The organism is Pseudomonas sp. OF001 (assembly GCF_904426495.1).
Taxonomy (GTDB): domain Bacteria; phylum Pseudomonadota; class Gammaproteobacteria; order Pseudomonadales; family Pseudomonadaceae; genus Geopseudomonas.
The window spans coordinates 88,886-104,887 of record NZ_CAJGBM010000002.1 but is presented as its reverse complement, the minus strand read 5'-3'; the positions used below and the strand labels follow the sequence as shown (position 1 = coordinate 104,887).

13 protein-coding genes are annotated in these 16,002 nt (G+C 69.1%); 8 read left to right on the top strand and 5 right to left on the bottom strand.

What is annotated here, in order from left to right:
- Window positions 1-46: 46 nt before the first annotated feature.
- Entirely contained in the window at window positions 47-1,156 is a 1,110-nt protein-coding gene (aguA, locus tag RA210_RS02830; protein ID WP_201485323.1) for an agmatine deiminase, read from the top strand.
- Window positions 1,157-1,366: 210 nt separating this feature from the next.
- On the opposite strand, the gene RA210_RS02825 is transcribed toward aguA, so the two are convergent.
- Together RA210_RS02825 and RA210_RS02820 are read right to left on the bottom strand one after the other, a co-directional pair.
- Entirely contained in the window at window positions 1,367-2,743 is a 1,377-nt protein-coding gene (locus RA210_RS02825) for a TRAP transporter large permease (RefSeq protein WP_201485322.1), read from the bottom strand.
- Entirely contained in the window at window positions 2,736-3,281 is a 546-nt protein-coding gene (locus RA210_RS02820) for a TRAP transporter small permease subunit (protein ID WP_201485321.1), read from the bottom strand. Before RA210_RS02820 ends, RA210_RS02825 begins: the two co-directional genes overlap by 8 nt.
- 204 nt (window positions 3,282-3,485) lie before the next feature.
- On the opposite strand from RA210_RS02820, the gene RA210_RS02815 reads away from it, so the two are divergent.
- Complete coding sequence (locus tag RA210_RS02815; RefSeq protein WP_201485320.1) at window positions 3,486-4,583, top strand: TRAP transporter substrate-binding protein; 1,098 nt, start codon at window positions 3,486-3,488, stop codon at window positions 4,581-4,583.
- Between the two features lie 69 nt (window positions 4,584-4,652).
- Here the strand turns inward: RA210_RS02815 and RA210_RS02810 are convergent, their stop codons facing one another.
- Complete coding sequence (locus RA210_RS02810; protein WP_136490152.1) at window positions 4,653-5,054, bottom strand: acyl-CoA thioesterase; 402 nt, start codon at window positions 5,052-5,054, stop codon at window positions 4,653-4,655.
- A gap of 214 nt (window positions 5,055-5,268) precedes the next feature.
- On the opposite strand from RA210_RS02810, the gene RA210_RS02805 reads away from it, so the two are divergent.
- The 6 genes from RA210_RS02805 (at window position 5,269) to RA210_RS02780 (ending at window position 13,189) form a co-directional block, all read left to right on the top strand.
- Window positions 5,269-6,237 carry a phosphate ABC transporter substrate-binding protein PstS family protein gene (locus tag RA210_RS02805; protein ID WP_136490153.1) on the top strand — a complete coding sequence of 323 codons (969 nt, stop codon included), beginning with the start codon at window positions 5,269-5,271 and terminating at the stop codon, window positions 6,235-6,237.
- Between the two features lie 140 nt (window positions 6,238-6,377).
- Window positions 6,378-8,663, top strand: a complete 2,286-nt coding sequence (locus RA210_RS02800; protein ID WP_201485319.1) for an ABC transporter permease subunit — start codon at window positions 6,378-6,380, stop codon at window positions 8,661-8,663.
- Window positions 8,664-8,745: 82 nt separating this feature from the next.
- Complete coding sequence (gene pstA, locus RA210_RS02795) at window positions 8,746-10,362, top strand: phosphate ABC transporter permease PstA (protein ID WP_442963365.1); 1,617 nt, start codon at window positions 8,746-8,748, stop codon at window positions 10,360-10,362.
- 76 nt (window positions 10,363-10,438) lie between these two features.
- Window positions 10,439-11,269 (top strand): phosphate ABC transporter ATP-binding protein PstB, encoded by an 831-nt coding sequence (pstB, locus tag RA210_RS02790; RefSeq protein WP_136490156.1) that lies wholly within the window; start codon window positions 10,439-10,441, stop codon window positions 11,267-11,269.
- Between the two features lie 145 nt (window positions 11,270-11,414).
- The gene (gene phoU, locus RA210_RS02785; protein ID WP_136490157.1) at window positions 11,415-12,131 is read left to right on the top strand and encodes a phosphate signaling complex protein PhoU; all 717 of its coding nucleotides are present in this window, start codon (window positions 11,415-11,417) and stop codon (window positions 12,129-12,131) included.
- Between the two features lie 128 nt (window positions 12,132-12,259).
- Entirely contained in the window at window positions 12,260-13,189 is a 930-nt protein-coding gene (locus RA210_RS02780; protein WP_201485317.1) for a peptidoglycan DD-metalloendopeptidase family protein, read from the top strand.
- Between the two features lie 77 nt (window positions 13,190-13,266).
- Here the strand turns inward: RA210_RS02780 and RA210_RS02775 are convergent, their stop codons facing one another.
- On the bottom strand, window positions 13,267-14,601 hold the full coding sequence (locus RA210_RS02775; protein ID WP_136491356.1) for a hemolysin family protein: 1,335 nt from the start codon (window positions 14,599-14,601) through the stop codon (window positions 13,267-13,269).
- Window positions 14,602-14,673: 72 nt separating this feature from the next.
- Window positions 14,674-15,966 (bottom strand): phosphate regulon sensor histidine kinase PhoR, encoded by a 1,293-nt coding sequence (gene phoR / locus RA210_RS02770; RefSeq protein ID WP_136491355.1) that lies wholly within the window; start codon window positions 15,964-15,966, stop codon window positions 14,674-14,676.
- Window positions 15,967-16,002: the final 36 nt, after the last annotated feature.

The window sequence follows — 16,002 nt, the reverse complement described above, 5'->3', positions numbered from 1 at the left end:
TCCCACGCGGGAGCGCGGGAACGATCAAGCTCGACAGGTAGCCGCGATGACCACCCTGAACACCACCCCGCGCGCCGACGGTTTCCGCATGCCGGCGGAATGGGAGCCGCATGCGCAGACCTGGCTGCTCTGGCCGGAGCGGCCGGACAACTGGCGCCTCGGCGCCAAGCCGGCGCAGGCGGCCTTCGCCGCGGTGGCGAAGGCCATCGTCCGCTTCGAGCCGGTGACCGTCGGGGTCAGTGCGGCGCAGTACGAGAACGCCCGCGCGCGCCTGGCCCACGGCGACATCCGCGTGGTCGAGCTGAGCTGCGACGACGCCTGGGTGCGCGATACCGGGCCGACCTTCGTGGTCGACGGCCGCGGCGAGGTGCGCGGCGTGGACTGGACCTTCAACGCCTGGGGCGGCTTCGCCGGCGGCCTGTACGCGCCGTGGAACCGCGACGACCAGGTGGCCGGCAAGATCCTCGAGATCGAGCGCTGCGCGCGCTACCGCGCCGAAGGCTTCGTGCTGGAGGGTGGCGCCATCCATGTCGACGGCGAGGGTACCCTGCTGACCACCGAGGAGTGCCTGCTCAACCCCAACCGCAATCCGCAGCTGACCCGCGGCGAGATCGAGGCGGTGCTGCATGCCCACCTGGCGGTGGAGCGGGTGATCTGGCTGCCGCACGGCCTGTACAACGACGAGACCGACGGCCACGTCGACAACTTCTGCTGCTTCGTGCGCCCCGGCGAGGTGCTGCTGGCCTGGACCGACGACGAGCGCGATCCCAACTGGTCGCGCTGCCGCGCCGCGCTGGCGGTGCTCGAGCAGGTGCGCGATGCCCGCGGCCGCGTGCTGGTCGTGCACCGCATGCCGATCCCCGGCCCGCTGCACGCCACCGCCGAGGAGTGCGCGGGGGTCGACCTGGTCGCCGGCAGCCAGCCGCGCGACCCGGCGATCCGCCTGGCCGCTTCCTACATCAACTTCCTGATCGTCAACGGCGGCATCATCGCGCCCTGCTTCGACGACCCGCATGACGCCGAGGCGGCCGCCACCCTGCAGCGCCTGTTCCCCGAGCGCGAGGTGGTGATGCTGCCGGGCCGCGAGATCCTCCTCGGCGGCGGCAACATCCACTGCATCACCCAGCAGCAGCCGGCGCCGCAGCGCAGGGGGTAACGGAGCAAATGCAGGGTAGAAAACCCGCGCAGCGGTTTTCTACCGCGACCCTGCGTCGAGTCACGCAGCAGGGCTGACGGTGGAAAAGACCTGCGGTCGTTTTCCACCCTACGGCGCTGACTCGCCGGAGCGGCGGCCTGAGGAGGCGAGCATTCTGCAGGCCAAACGACAAGGGCCGGTCTTTGACCGGCCCTTGTCGTCAGCGCAGCGTCACTTGCCGTAGACCACCTCGGGCAGCCAGGTGATCAGCCCCGGCCACAGGTAGGCCACCACCAGCATCAGGATCTGGATGATGATGAACGGCACGATGCCCTTGTACATCACGCTGGTCGGGATCGAGCGCGGGGTGACGCCGCGCAGGTAGAACAGCGAGAAGCCGAACGGCGGGGTGAGGAACGAGGTCTGCAGGTTGAGGGCGATCATCACTCCCAGCCACACCGGGTCGAGGCCCATGGCCAGCAGCACCGGGCCGACGATCGGCACCACCACGAAGATGATCTCGATGAAGTCGAGGATGAAGCCGAGCAGGAAGATCACCAGCATGACCAGGAAGAAGGCGCCGAGCACGCCGCCGGGCAGCTGCTTGAACACGTCCTCGATCAGCACCTCGCCGCCGAAGCCGCGGAACACCAGGGAGAACAGCGAGGCGCCGATCAGGATCAGGAACACCATGGCGCTGATCTCGGTGGTGCCGTAGGCCACCTCGCGCATCTGGGAGAAGTTCAGCTTGCCCTTGACCAGCGCCAGCAGCATGGCGCCCACCGCGCCGAGGGCCGCCGCCTCGGTGGGGGTGGCGTAGCCGGCGAGGATCGAGCCGAGCACCGCGGCGATCAGCACCAGCGGCGGGATCAGCGCGTTGAACAGCTTGCCCCACTCGATCGGGCCGAGTTCCTCCTGCGGCAGCGCCGGCAGGCGCTTGGGCTGGGTGATGGCGACGAACACCAGGTAGAGGATGTACAGGCCGACCAGCACCAGGCCGGGGATCAGCGCGCCGACGAACAGGTCGCCCACCGAGACGGTCTTCGGCGAGAAGATGCCCATCTTCAGCTGCGCCTGCTGGTAGGCGCTGGACATCACGTCGCCGAGCAGCACCAGGATGATCGACGGCGGGATGATCTGGCCGAGGGTGCCGGTGGCGGCCAGGGTGCCGGTGGCGATGGCCGGGTCGTAGCCGCGGCGCAGCATGGTCGGCAGGGCCAGCAGGCCCATGGTCACCACGGTGGCGCCGACGATGCCGGTGGAGGCGGCGAGCAGCGCGCCGACCACGCACACCGAGATCGCCAGGCCGCCGCGCAGGGTGCCGAACAGCCGCGACATGGATTCCAGCAGGTCCTCGGCGACCCGCGACTTCTCCAGCATCACGCCCATGAACACGAACAGCGGCACCGCCAGCATGGTCTGGTTGTTCATGATGCCGAACAGGCGGTTGGGCAGGGCGTGCAGGTAGCTGCCGTCGAAGGTGCCGGTGACGATGCCGATGCCGGCGAACAGCAGCGACACGCCGCCCAGGGTGAAGGCCACCGGGTAGCCGGACATGAGGAACACGCAGATGCTGACGAACAGCAGGATCGCCATCAGCTCAGCCATGGTGCACCTCCGGGTAGGGCTCGCGGCCGGCCAGGCGGTAGCCGTAGATGATGATGTCGGCCAGCGCCTGCAGCATCAGGCTGACCAGCAGGACCAGGATGATGCTCTTCTGCAGGTAGACGAAGGCCAGGCCGCCGCTCTCGCCGGACACCTCGCGGGTGGCCCAGGACGAGGCCACGTAGTCCCAGCTGTTCCAGGCCAGGAACAGGCACACCGGCAGCAGCAGGAACAGGTGGCCGAGCAGGTCGACCAGCGCCTGCCGGGGCTGCGGGAACTTCTGGTAGAAGATGTCGACGCGCACGTGGCCGCCGCGCTGCAGGGTCCAGGCGGCGGCGCCCATGAACACCAGGGCGTGGGCGTACATCACCGCTTCCTGCAGGGCGATGGCGCCGATGCCGAAGCCGTAGCGCAGCACCACCACCACGGCGGTGCCGAGGACGAGGAACAGGGTCAGCCAGGCGCAGGCTTTGCCGAAGCGCGCGTTGAGCGCCTCGATGCCGCGTGCCAGCCTGAGCAGGGCAGGAGGTGAGTCGGACATGGGAGGGTCCTTGTAGTTGTCAATTGGTCAGTCCGGCGATTCTCGCAATAGCGATGATCGGACGGCAATTGCTGGATGATTTGGAATAACCGTCTGTCAGTCTAGCCGCTGCGACTATGCTGGAGAGACAACCCGCGCCCGTGTTATCAAGAGGCACGCCTGCCGCCGCAGATGGCAGCGCCGCACAACAACAAGGAGTCCTGCATGAAACGTCGCGAGATACTCGCCGCCGCCGGTGTCGGCCTGGCCGCCACCGCGCTGGCCGGCTGCCAGAAGCAGAACGAGAGTGCCCCGGGTGGCGCCGCCGCTCCGGCGCAGACCTTCACCTGGAAGATGGTCACCTCCTGGCCGAAGAACTTCCCCGGCGTCGGCGTCGGCGCCGAGCGCTTCGCCCGGCTGGTCAACGAGATGAGCAGCGGCCGCCTGCAGGTCAAGGTCTACGCGGCCGGCGAGCTGGTGCCGGCGCTGGAGGTGTTCGACGCGGTGTCGCGCGGCACCGCCGAGATGGGCCACGGCGCGCCCTACTACTGGAAGGGCAAGGTGCCGGCGGCGCAGTTCTTCTGCGCCCTGCCGTTCGGCCCCAACGCCCAGGAGATGAACACCTGGCTGCACTACGGCGGCGGCATGCAGCTGTGGGAGGAGGTGTACAAGCCGTTCAACGTGGTGCCCTTCGCCTGCGGCGCCACCGGCGTGCAGACCGCCGGCTGGTTCAACAAGGAGATCAACTCGGTCGACGACTTCAAGGGCCTGAAGATGCGCACCCCGGGCCTGGGCGGCGAGGTGCTGACCCGCATGGGCGGCACCGTGGTCAACCTGCCGGCCGGCGAGATCTTCACCGCCCTGCAGACCGGCGCCATCGACGCCACCGAGTGGATCGGCCCGTACAACGACCTGGCCCTCGGCCTGCACAAGGCGGCCAAGTACTACTACACCCCGGGCTGGCAGGAGCCCAACGTGACCTTCGAGCTGACCGTCAACCAGGCCGCCTGGGACAAGCTGCCGGCCGACCTCAAGGCCATCGTCAGCGCCGCCGCCCGCGACGTCAACGGCGACATGCTCGACGACTACAACGCGCGCAACATGGAGGCGATGGAGAAGCTCAGGGCCGAGGGTGTCGAGGTGCGCCGCCTGCCCGATGCGGTGATCGCCCGCCTGCGCGAGGTGGCCGCCGAGGTGGTCGAGGCGGCGGCCGCCGCCGACCCGGCCGCCGGCAAGGTGTGGGCGCAGCAGAAGGCCTATCTCAAGCGCCTGCGCGACTATGCCGAGGACAACGAGAAGCTGATCTACAACATCCGCAGCTGAATCGCGGCGCGCGCTGCTGAAACGACAACGCCAGCCCTCGGGCTGGCGTTGTGCCGTCCGGGGCCGCCGTCAGGCGCGCGTCGCCAGCGGGCGGGTGCGGCCGCTGGCGTCGATGGCGACGAACACGAACACCGCCTCGGTGACCTTGCGCCATTCGCTGGTCAGCGGGTCGTCGCTCCACACCTCGACCAAGAGGCGTACCGAGCTGCGGCCGACGGCCACCGTCTGGGTATAGAAGGACAGCTGCGCGCCCACCGCCACCGGCACCAGGAAGGCCATGCGGTCGATCGCCACCGTGGCCACCCGGCCGCCGGCGATGCGGCTGGCCATGGCGGTGCCGGCCAGGTCCATCTGCGCCACCAGCCAGCCGCCGTAGATGTCGCCGAAGCCGTTGGTTTCGCGCGGCAGCGCGGTGATCTGCAGGGCCAGGTCGCCCTGCGGGATGGGATCTTCCTGTTCGAATTCGTTCATGCTTTCAGCGGGGCTCGGGGAATTGTTGTTGTGCACAGCGGCAATTGTGCCAAGCCCCGGGGCAAAGCGACAGCGCCGGCGGGCCCGGCCGCGGCAACCCGCCGCACGCCCGGTGTCGTCATGCAATTGTCACAAACGCTTCATAGAGTGTTCATGCGGCCTGCCGATACTGGCCCCCGATCCGAACCATCCCCTCCCCCGTTAGGAGCAAGGCATGAAATTGAAGCGTTTGATGGCGGCCATGACCTTCGTCGCCGCCGGCGTCGCCACCGCCAGTGCGGTTGCCGCCATCGACCCGGCTCTGCCGACCTACGAGAAGACCACCGGCGTGTCGGGCAACCTGTCCAGCGTCGGTTCCGATTCCCTGGCCAACCTGATGACCCTGTGGGCCGAGGAATACAAGAAGAACTACCCGAACGTGAACATCCAGATCCAGGCCGCCGGTTCCTCCACCGCGCCGCCGGCGCTGACCGAAGGCACCGCCAACATGGGTCCGATGAGCCGTCCGATGAAGGACAACGAGATCCAGGCCTTCGAAGAGAAGTACGGCTACAAGCCGACCGCCGTGCCGGTCGCCATCGACGCCCTGGCTGTGTTCGTGCACAAGGACAACCCGATCAAGTCGCTGGACATCGCCCAGGTCGACGCGATCTTCTCCAGCACCCGCCTGTGCGGTGGCGACAAGGACATCAAGACCTGGGGCGACCTGGGCCTGACCGGCGAGTGGGCCGCCAAGCCGATCCAGCTGTTCGGCCGCAACTCGGTGTCCGGCACCTACGGCTACTTCAAGGAAGAAGCCCTGTGCAAGGGTGACTTCAAGGCCAACGTCAACGAGCAGCCGGGTTCCGCCTCGGTGGTGCAGTCGATCTCCAGCACCCTGAACGCCATCGGCTACTCGGGCATCGGCTACAAGACCTCCAGCGTCAAGGCCGTGCCGCTGTCCAAGAAGGGCGGCGAAGCCTTCGAGGCCAACGAAGCCAACGCCCTGGCCGGCAAGTTCCCGCTGGCGCGCTACTTCTACGTCTACGTGAACAAGGCGCCGAACAAGCCGCTGAGCCCGCTGGACGCCGAGTTCATCAAGCTGGTGCTGTCCAAGCAGGGCCAGGAAGTGGTGGTCAAGGACGGCTACATCCCGCTGCCGAGCAAGATCGCCGAGAAGACCCTCAAGGAGCTGGGCCTGTAAGTCGTCGACTTGCAGGCGGCACGGACGCCCCGGGCGCCAGCCCGACCCCAGCGACGCCCGCCACCCTCGCGAGAGTGGCGGGCGTCGCCGCGTCACCGCTCTGTAATCTTTGTGTCATAAAGCCCCGCTAGGGTGTGCGCATGAATGACTTGGCCCGTGAAACCATGACCTCTCTCACAAAATCGCAGCGGCTGGATTTCGATACCCCGGCGCTGCAGCGCAAGCGTCGCATGCGTGCACTCAAGGACCGCCTGGCGCGCTGGTACGTGTCCATCGGCGGCCTGGCCGTGCTGGCCGCCATCACCCTGATCTTCTTCTACCTGGCCTATGTGGTGCTGCCGATCTTCGGCGGCGCCTCGCTGGAGGCGCGCGACGCCCAGCAGCCGGCCTGGCTGGCCCAGCAGGAGCAGCCGCTGCTGCTGGCCATCGAGGAGCAGAACCAGGTGGCCATGCGTCTGGATCGCGCCGGCAGCGTGCAGTTCTTCGACCTGCAGAACGGCGCGGCGCTGGACAGGGTCGGCCTGCCGTTGCCGGCCGGGACGACCATCCGCTCGGTCGGCCAGGACCAGCCGGGCAGCCGCCGCGTGGCGCTGGGCCTGTCCAACGGCCAGGTGCTGGTGCTGCAGCACAACTACAAGGTGTCCTACCCGAACAACGTCAAGACCATCGTCCCGGTGGTCGAGTACCCGTTCGGCGAGGCGCCGATCGCCCTCGACCCGCAGGGCCGCGCGCTGGACACCGTCGGCGTCAGCCTCAACGACTCGACCCTGCTGCTGGCCGCCTCCACCGGCGCCGAGCTGCACGTGCTGAGCCTCGAGCGCGAGGAGAACCTGTTCACCGGCGAGACCAGCCTCAGCGAGCGGCGCATCGACCTGCCGCAGATCGCCGACCCGATCCGCGCCCTGGACATCGATCCGCGCCACCTGTGGCTGTACGTGTTCAACGGCCGCGCCACCGCCGACGTGTTCGACCTGCGCAACAACAGCCTGAACGGCCGCTACGACCTGGCCCGCGACGCCGGCACCGAGATCACCACCGCCAGCCCGCTGCTCGGCGGCCTGTCGCTGATGGTCGGCGACTCGAAAGGCGGCATCGCCCAGTGGTTCATGGTCCGCGGCCAGGACGGCAAGGCCAGCCTGACCCGCATCCGCGACTTCCAGCTGGGCGACAGCCCGGTGACCCAGATCCTCGCCGAGGAGCGCCGCAAGGGCTTCATGGCCCTGGACGCCAAGGGCACCCTGGGCATCTTCCACAGCACCGCGCACCGCACCCTGCTCACCGAGCCGGTCGCCGACGGCGCCGCGGTCGCCGCCCTGTCGCCGCGCGCCAGCCGCGTGCTGGTGGAGAGCAACGGCCAGCTCAAGCGCTTCGTGGTCGACAACCCGCACCCGGAAGTGTCGTGGAGCGCGCTGTGGGGCAAGGTCTGGTACGAGAGCTATGACGAGCCCAGGCACGTCTGGCAGTCGACCTCGGCCAACACCGACTTCGAGCCCAAGCTGAGCCTGGCGCCGCTGGCCTTCGGCACCCTCAAGGCGGCCTTCTACGCCATGCTGCTGGCCGCCCCGCTGGCGATCTGCGCGGCCATCTACACCGCCTACTTCATGGCCCCGGCGATGCGCCGCAAGGTCAAGCCGGTGATCGAGCTGATGGAGGCGCTGCCGACGGTGATCCTCGGCTTCTTCGCCGGCCTGTTCCTCGCCCCCTACGTCGAGGGCCACCTGCCGGGCATCTTCAGCCTGCTGCTGCTGACCCCGCTCGGCATCGTCCTCGCCGCCTGGATCTGGAGCCGCCTGCCGGAGGGCATCCGCCTGCGCGTGCCGGACGGCTGGGAAGCCGCGCTGCTGATCCCGGTGGTGCTCGGCGTCGGCGCCTTCGCCCTGAGCATGAGCGGCCACCTGGAGAACTGGTTCTTCGGCGGCGACATGCGCCTGTGGCTGTCCAACGACCTGGGCATCCCCTTCGACCAGCGCAACGCCCTGGTGGTCGGCCTGGCGATGGGCTTCGCGGTGATCCCCAACATCTTCTCGATCGCCGAGGACGCCGTGTTCAGCGTGCCGAAGAGCCTGACCTTCGGCTCCCTGGCCCTGGGCGCCACGCCGTGGCAGACCCTGACCCGCGTGGTGATCCTCACCGCCAGCCCGGGCATCTTCTCGGCGCTGATGATCGGCATGGGCCGCGCGGTGGGCGAGACCATGATCGTGCTGATGGCCACCGGCAACACGCCGATCATGGAGATGAACATCTTCGAGGGCCTGCGCACCCTGGCCGCCAACGTGGCGGTGGAAATGCCGGAGTCCGAGGTGGGCAGCACCCACTACCGCGTGCTGTTCCTCGCCGCGCTGGTACTGCTGGCCTTCACCTTCGTGATGAACACCCTGGCGGAGCTGATCCGCACCCGCCTGCGCAAGAAGTACGCGTCGCTCTGAGGCTCTGGAAAGGTAGACGTCCGTGAACGTGAAACAGCAAAACCTGAAAACCTGGTTCAAGAGCGGCACGCCCTGGGTGTGGATGACCGGCGGCGCGGTGTCGATCGCCGTGATCATGACCCTCGGCCTCTTGGCGGTGATCGCCACCCGCGGCCTCGGCCACTTCTGGCCGGCCGACGTGGTGCAGGCCGAGTACCGCATCCCCGGCCAGCCGGCCAAGCTGATCGCCGGCGAGGTGGTGCAGGCCGAGGAAGTGCCGCGCGCGCGCCTGGCCGCCAGCGGCCTGCCGGTGGACGTCAAGGGCGGCGAGTTCATGACCCGCGAGCTGCTCAAGGTCGGCAACCGCGAAGTGTACGGCGCCGACTTCAGCTGGGTGGTCGGCGAGTGGCTGCACGAGCCGGGCACCCCCGCGCAGCTGGCGGTGCTGGAGCGCCGCGAGTGGGGCAACTTCTACGGCTACCTGCAGGCGGTCAAGGAGGGCGGCCAGCTGGTCGCCCAGGGCGACGCCGCCTGGGCCGAGCTGCAGGCGCGCATCGAGCGCGTCGACGAGCTGCACGCGCAGATCGCCCGCCTGGAGAAGAAGGACATCGGCCGCATCAACGCCGGCCTCGAGCGCCTGCGGCTGCAGACCCGCGAGCTGGAGCTGGAAGGCAGGCTGGACGCCGCCGCGCAGGCCGACCTGGACGCCGAGCGCGCCCAGTGGGACGCCGAGTACAAGGTGCTCGAGGAGCAGCTGGTCGCCCTGCAGCAGCAGTTCAACCGCGACAGCGTGGTGCTCAAGACCGTCGACGGCCGCGAGGTGGAGCTGAGCCTGGGCAAGGTGGTGCGCGCCTTCCAGCCCAACGCCATGGGCACCCTGGACAAGCTGGGCTTCTACTTCGCCAAGCTGTGGGAGTTCGTCAGCGACGAGCCGCGCGAGGCCAACACCGAGGGCGGCATCTTCCCGGCGATCTTCGGCACCGTGATGATGACCCTGATCATGGCGGTGATCGTCACCCCGTTCGGCGTGCTGGCGGCCATCTACCTGCGCGAGTACGCCAGGCAGGGCCTGCTGACCCGCATCATCCGCATCGCGGTGAACAACCTGGCCGGCGTGCCGGCGATCGTCTACGGGGTGTTCGGCCTGGGCTTCTTCGTCTACGTGCTGGGCGGCTCGATCGACCAGCTGTTCTTCGCCGAGGCGCTGCCGGCGCCGACCTTCGGCACCCCGGGCCTGCTGTGGGCGTCGCTGACCCTGGCGATCCTCGCCGTGCCGGTGGTGATCGTCGCCACCGAGGAAGGCCTGGCGCGCATCCCGCGCGCCCTGCGCGAGGGCTCGCTGGCGCTCGGCGCGACCAAGGCCGAGACGCTGTGGAAGGTGGTGCTGCCGATGGCCAGCCCGGCGATGATGACCGGCATGATCCTCGCCGTGGCGCGCGCCGCCGGCGAGGTGGCGCCGCTGATGCTGGTCGGCGTGGTCAAGCTGGCGCCGAGCCTGCCGCTGGACGGCAACTACCCGTACCTGCACCTCGACCAGAAGATCATGCACCTGGGCTTCCACATCTACGACGTCGGCTTCCAGAGCCCCAACGTCGAGGCCGCCCGCCCGCTGGTGTACGCCACCGCGCTGCTGCTGGTGCTGGTGATCGCCCTGCTCAACCTGAGCGCGGTGTACATCCGCAACCACCTGCGCGAGAAGTACAAGGCGCTGGACCACTGACCGATTTCCGCCGCAGCCGGCGGGCCGCACGGCGGCCCGCGCTGCGCAACCGAACTGTGAGCGTAGGGAGATCCCCATGTCGCAACAACACACCCACGGCATCAACCTCGACAGCCTGGGCCGCAAGAAGCAGACCCTCGACCTGGCCAGCGAGCCGGTGGCCCTCGAGGTGCCCGGTCTCAACCTGTTCTACGGCGACAAGCAGGCGCTGTACGACGTGCAGATGAACATCCCGCGCAACCGCGTCACCGCCTTCATCGGCCCGTCGGGCTGCGGCAAGTCGACCCTGCTGCGCACCTTCAACCGCATGAACGACCTGGTCGACGGCTGCCGTGTGGAAGGCGAGATCCGCCTCGACGGCAAGGACATCTACGCCAAGGGCGTCGACGTCGCCGAGCTGCGCCGCCGCGTCGGCATGGTGTTCCAGAAGCCCAACCCGTTCCCCAAGAGCATCTACGAGAACGTGGTCTACGGCCTGCGCCTGCAGGGCATCAACCAGAAGCGCGTGCTCGACGAGACCGTGGAGTGGGCGCTGAAGAGCGCGGCGCTGTGGGACGAGGTCAAGGACCGCCTGCACGACTCGGCGCTGGGCCTCTCCGGCGGCCAGCAGCAGCGCCTGGTGATCGCCCGCACCGTGGCGGTGCAGCCGGAAGTGCTGCTGCTCGACGAACCCTGCTCGGCGCTCGACCCGATCTCCACCCTCAAGGTCGAGGAGCTGATCAACGAGCTGAAGGGCCAGTACACCATCGTCATCGTCACCCACAACATGCAGCAGGCGGCGCGCGTCTCCGACTACACCGCGTTCATGTACATGGGCAAGCTGATCGAGTTCGGTGATACCGATACCCTGTTCACCAACCCGGCGAAGAAGCAGACCGAGGACTACATCACCGGCCGCTACGGCTAGTGGCCATGGCAAATCGCGCCGGACTGCGTCGGCGACGCTTGCCGTACGGGTCGTGTACTGTCTGCGCGTCGCCTCCTTGTCCGACACGATTTTCCAAGGGCCACTCCATCCTGTTCAGGTATCCGGTTTCAGCGAGGGTTCGCACATGATCAACAAAGACGGTCTCACCCATCACATCTCCGCCCAGTTCAACGCCGAGCTGGAGGACATCCGCAGCCACCTGCTGGCCATGGGCGGCCTGGTGGAGAAGCAGGTCAGCGACGCGGTCAGCGCGCTGGTCGACGCCGACTCCGGCCTCGCCCAGCAGGTACGCGACGTCGACAACCAGATCAACCAGATGGAGCGCGACATCGACGAGGAGTGCGTGCGCATCCTCGCCCGCCGCCAGCCGGCGGCCTCCGACCTGCGCCTGATCATCAGCATCTCCAAGTCGGTGATCGACCTCGAGCGCATCGGCGACGAGGCCACCAAGATCGCCAAGCGCGCCATCGAGCTGTGCGAGGACGGCATGGCGCCCAAGGGCTACGTGGAGATCCGCCACATCGGCGAGCAGGTGCGCAAGATGGTCCAGGAGGCGCTGGACGCCTTCGCCCGCTTCGACGCCGACCTCGCCCTGTCGGTGGCGCAGTACGACAAGATCGTCGACCGCGAGTACAAGAGCGCGCTGCGCGAGCTGGCCACCTACATGATGGAAGACCCGCGCTCGATCTCCCGCGTGCTCAGCGTGATCTGGGCGCTGCGCTCGCTGGAGCGCATCGGCGACCACGCGCGCAACATCGCCGAGCTGGTGATCTACCTGGTGCGCGGCACCGACGTGCGCCACACCGGGCTGGCCAAGCAGGGTCCGGCCGACCAGGCCTGAGCGCCGCCGGCCTGATCCAGATCAGGCCGGCGCGAATCCGTTCGCGGCAGCGCCGAACGCGTCTCACCCGGACGCCGGCCGGGCTGGTAGGCTTGCCCGGTCTTCCGCCCTGCTGACAGCGTGCCATCATGACCGTCCGCTCCCTCCTGCTCGGTTTCCTGCTCGCCGGCCTGGCCGCCCCGGCCGGCGCGCTGACCATCTACAAGCATGTCGACGCCAACGGCGTGGTCACCTACAGCGACCAGGCCCGCCCGGGCGCGCAGGTGTTCCAGCTGCAGCCCGGCGGCTTGCGCGCGCCCGGCGCGGCGCCGCGCGCCGAGGCGCCGGATGCGCGGGTGCGCCTGGACACCGTCAGGCACGCCGGCGGCCACACCCTGCGGGTGCACAACGAGCTGTTCGCCCCGGTGGAGGTCGAGCTGCGCGTGGAGGACGTCGCCAACGCCAGCGGCGCGCCGGACCGGCCGCTGCGCTGGATCCTGCCGCCGCGCAGCCAGATCCGCCTGCTGACCCTGGCGCCGCGCGACCCGGCGCAGCCGCTGCGCTACACGCCCAGACTCAGCCACGCCCTCGGCGACCCGCGCCTGCTGCCGCGCCCCTACCGCTACCCGCTGCCCTGGCAGGGCGGGCCGTTCCGCCAGAGCCAGGGCGCCAACGGCCTGTACAGCCACTTCACGCCCAAGGGCCGCCACGCGGTGGACATCGCCATGCCCGAGGGCACGCCGATCCTCGCCGCCCGCGAGGGGGTGGTGGTCGGCACCCTGAACAGCCAGGCCGGCGCGGCGCCGTACCCCGGCGGCAACTACGTGCGCATCCTCCACGACGACGGCACCATGGGCGTCTACCTGCACCTGCAGCAGGGCTCGGTGCAGGTCGCCCCCGGCCAGCGCGTGCGCGCCGGCGCGCCCATCGCCCGCTCCGGCAACACCGGGCGCAGCACCGGCCCGCACCTGCACTTCGTGGTGCAGCGCAACGTCGGCCTGGCGGTGGAGTCGATCCCCTTCCAGTTCGCCCAGCCGGTGGACAGCCTGCCCAACTTCGCCATCGGCGGCGAGGACTGACCGCACTGCAGGGCTCGCCAACGACAAGGGCCACCCCGCGGGGTGGCCCTTTGGCGTTGGGCGAATAGGGCGCCGGTTCAGTCCAGCCTGAGCACCTTGGCCATGACGATCTTCGGCCCCTTCATCTTCTTGACGATGATGCGCAGGCCGTGGGTCTCCAGCGTCTCGTCCTCGCTGGGCAGGCGCTTGAGGCTGTCGTAGACCAGCCCGGCCAGGGTGTCGGCCTCGACGTCGTCGAGATTCACCTCGAGCAGGCGCTCGATCTTGAACAGCGGCGTGTCGCCGCGCACCAGCAGCTTGCCCGGCTGGTAGGCGAGCAGGCCGCGCTCGGTCTTGCGGTGCTCGTCCTGGATGTCGCCGACCAGCACCTCGAGCACGTCCTCCATGGTCAGGAAGCCGACCACCTTGCCGTCGGCCTCCTCGACCAGGGCGAAGTGCGCGCCGCCCTGGCGGAACTGCTCGAGCAGGCGGCCCAGCGGCAGGTGCCGCGACACCCGCTCGATGGGGTGCAGCAGGCTGCGCAGGTCGAAGGCGGCGGCCTCGCCGGGCTCGGGCAGGGCCAGCAGCAGGTCCTTGATGTGCAGCACGCCGACGAACTGCTGCGCGGCGTCCTGCACCGGGTAGCGGCTGAACTTGTGGCGGCGGATCTCGGCGAGGATCTCGTCGAGGCTGGCGTCGGCGTCCAGGCACACCAGGTCCTCGCGCGAGTTGGCCCAGTCGACCACCTCCAGCTCGCCCAGCTCCATGGCCGAGGCCAGCACGCGCAGGTCCTGGTCGCCGGCGTCGCGGCCGCGGCTGGAGTGGAGGATCAGCTTGAGTTCCTCGCGGCTGTAGTGATGCTCGTGGTGCGGCCCCGGTTCACCCTGTCCGGCGATGCGCAGGATGGCGTTGGCGCTGGCGTTGAGCAGCCAGATCGCCGGGTACATGGCCCAGTAGAAGGCGTACAGCGGCGCGGCGGTCCACAGCGACAGGCGCTCGGGCTGGCGGATCGCCCAGGACTTGGGCGCCAGCTCGCCGACCACGATGTGCAGGTAGGAGATGATGAAGAACGCGGTGAAGAAGGCGATGCCGTGCACCAGCGCCGGCGAGTCGACGCCGAAGTAGCCGAGCAGCGGCTCGAGCAGGTGGGCGAAGGCCGGCTCGCCGACCCAGCCGAGGCCGAGGGAGGCGAGGGTGATGCCCAGCTGGCAGGCCGACAGGTAGGCGTCCAGCTGGCCGTGCACGGTGCGCAGGATGTGGCCGCGCCAGCCGTGCTCGGCGGCGATGCTCTCGACGCGGGTGGCGCGCAGCTTGACCATGGCGAACTCGGCGGCGACGAAGAAGCCGTTGAGCAGGACCAGCAGCAGGGCGAACAGGACGAGGCCGAAGTCGGCGAAGTAGCGGGCGGCGGTATAGGCAGGGGAAGGGTCCATGGGGGCTTGTCGCAGTGGAAAGCCCATAGCATGGGAGGTGGCGGCGCGGCTTTCAAGCCCGCCGCCGCCGCTTCAGCGCCGCACCACCTGCGCGGGCGGGAAGTGGCAGGTGAAGGTGCTGCCCTTGCCCGGCGTGCTGTCGATCTGCAGCTGGCCGCGGTGGTGGATCAGCACGTGCTTGACGATGGCCAGGCCCAGGCCGGTGCCGCCGGTGTTGGCCGAGCGGCTGGCGTCGACCCGGTAGAAGCGCTCGGTGAGGCGCGGGATGTGCCTGGCCTCGATGCCCAGGCCGCTGTCCTGCACGGCGAGGTGCGCACCCGCGGCGTCGGCCCACCAGCGGATGCGGATCTCGCCGCCCTCCGGGCTGTACTTGACCGCGTTGAACACCAGGTTGGAGAAGGCGCTGCGCAGCTCGCTCTCGCTGCCCTTGAGCCTGACCGCGGCGTCGGCCTCCAGGCTGATGCGGTGGCGGTCGGCGGACAGCGCCTGGGCGTCGCCGCGGATCGACAGCAGCAGCAGGTCGACCGCCACCGGCTTGCTGTCGGCCGGGTAGTCGGTGGCCTCCAGGCGGGCCAGCAGCAGCAGGTCGTTGAGCAGGTTCTGCATGCGCGCGCCCTGCTGCTGCATCTGCTGCAGGGCGCGGCGCCAGCGTGGCTGGATGTCGTCGACGTTGTCCTGCAGGGTCTCCAGGTAGCCGGTGAGCACGGTCAGCGGCGTGCGCAGCTCGTGGGAGACGTTGGCGACGAAGTCCTTGCGCATCTGTTCGAGCTGGTGGAGGCGGGTGACGTCGCGCACCAGCATCAGGTGCTCGCCGTTGCCGTACAGGGTCAGCTGCAGCTGCAGGCGCAGGTGGTCGTCGACCGGCGAGGGCAGCTCCAGCGGCTCGCGGTGGTTGTCCTGCTCGAAGTATTCCTTGAAGCGCGGATGGCGCACCAGGTTGGTGATCGGCTGGCCGCCGTCCTGCTTGCGCTTGAGGCCGAGCAGCTGGCCGGCGGCGCGGTTCCACCACTCCAGGTTGCCCTGGCGGTCGAGCATGACCACGCCGTCCTTGAGCGCGGCGGTGGACTCCTGCACGCGGTCGATCACCGCCTGCAGGCGGCCGCGGGCGCGCTGGTTGCGCTTCTGCAGGTGGTAGATCTGGTCGAACACCTCGCCCCACACGCCGGAACCTTCCGGCGGCAGTTCGTCGGCGTTCTTCAGCCAGTGGTGCAGGCGCAGCAGCTGGCGCAGATTCCAGTACAGGTAGCCGGCGAGGCCGAGCACCAGCGCCCAGGCGTACTGGCCCGTGACCAGGCCGAGCAGCAGGCAGGCCCCCAGCAGCAACAGCAGGCGGCGGAGGAGGATGCCGCGCCAGTCTTGGTTCACCTTGCGATCCTTGTAAAGCGGCCGCCCCGGCGGGGC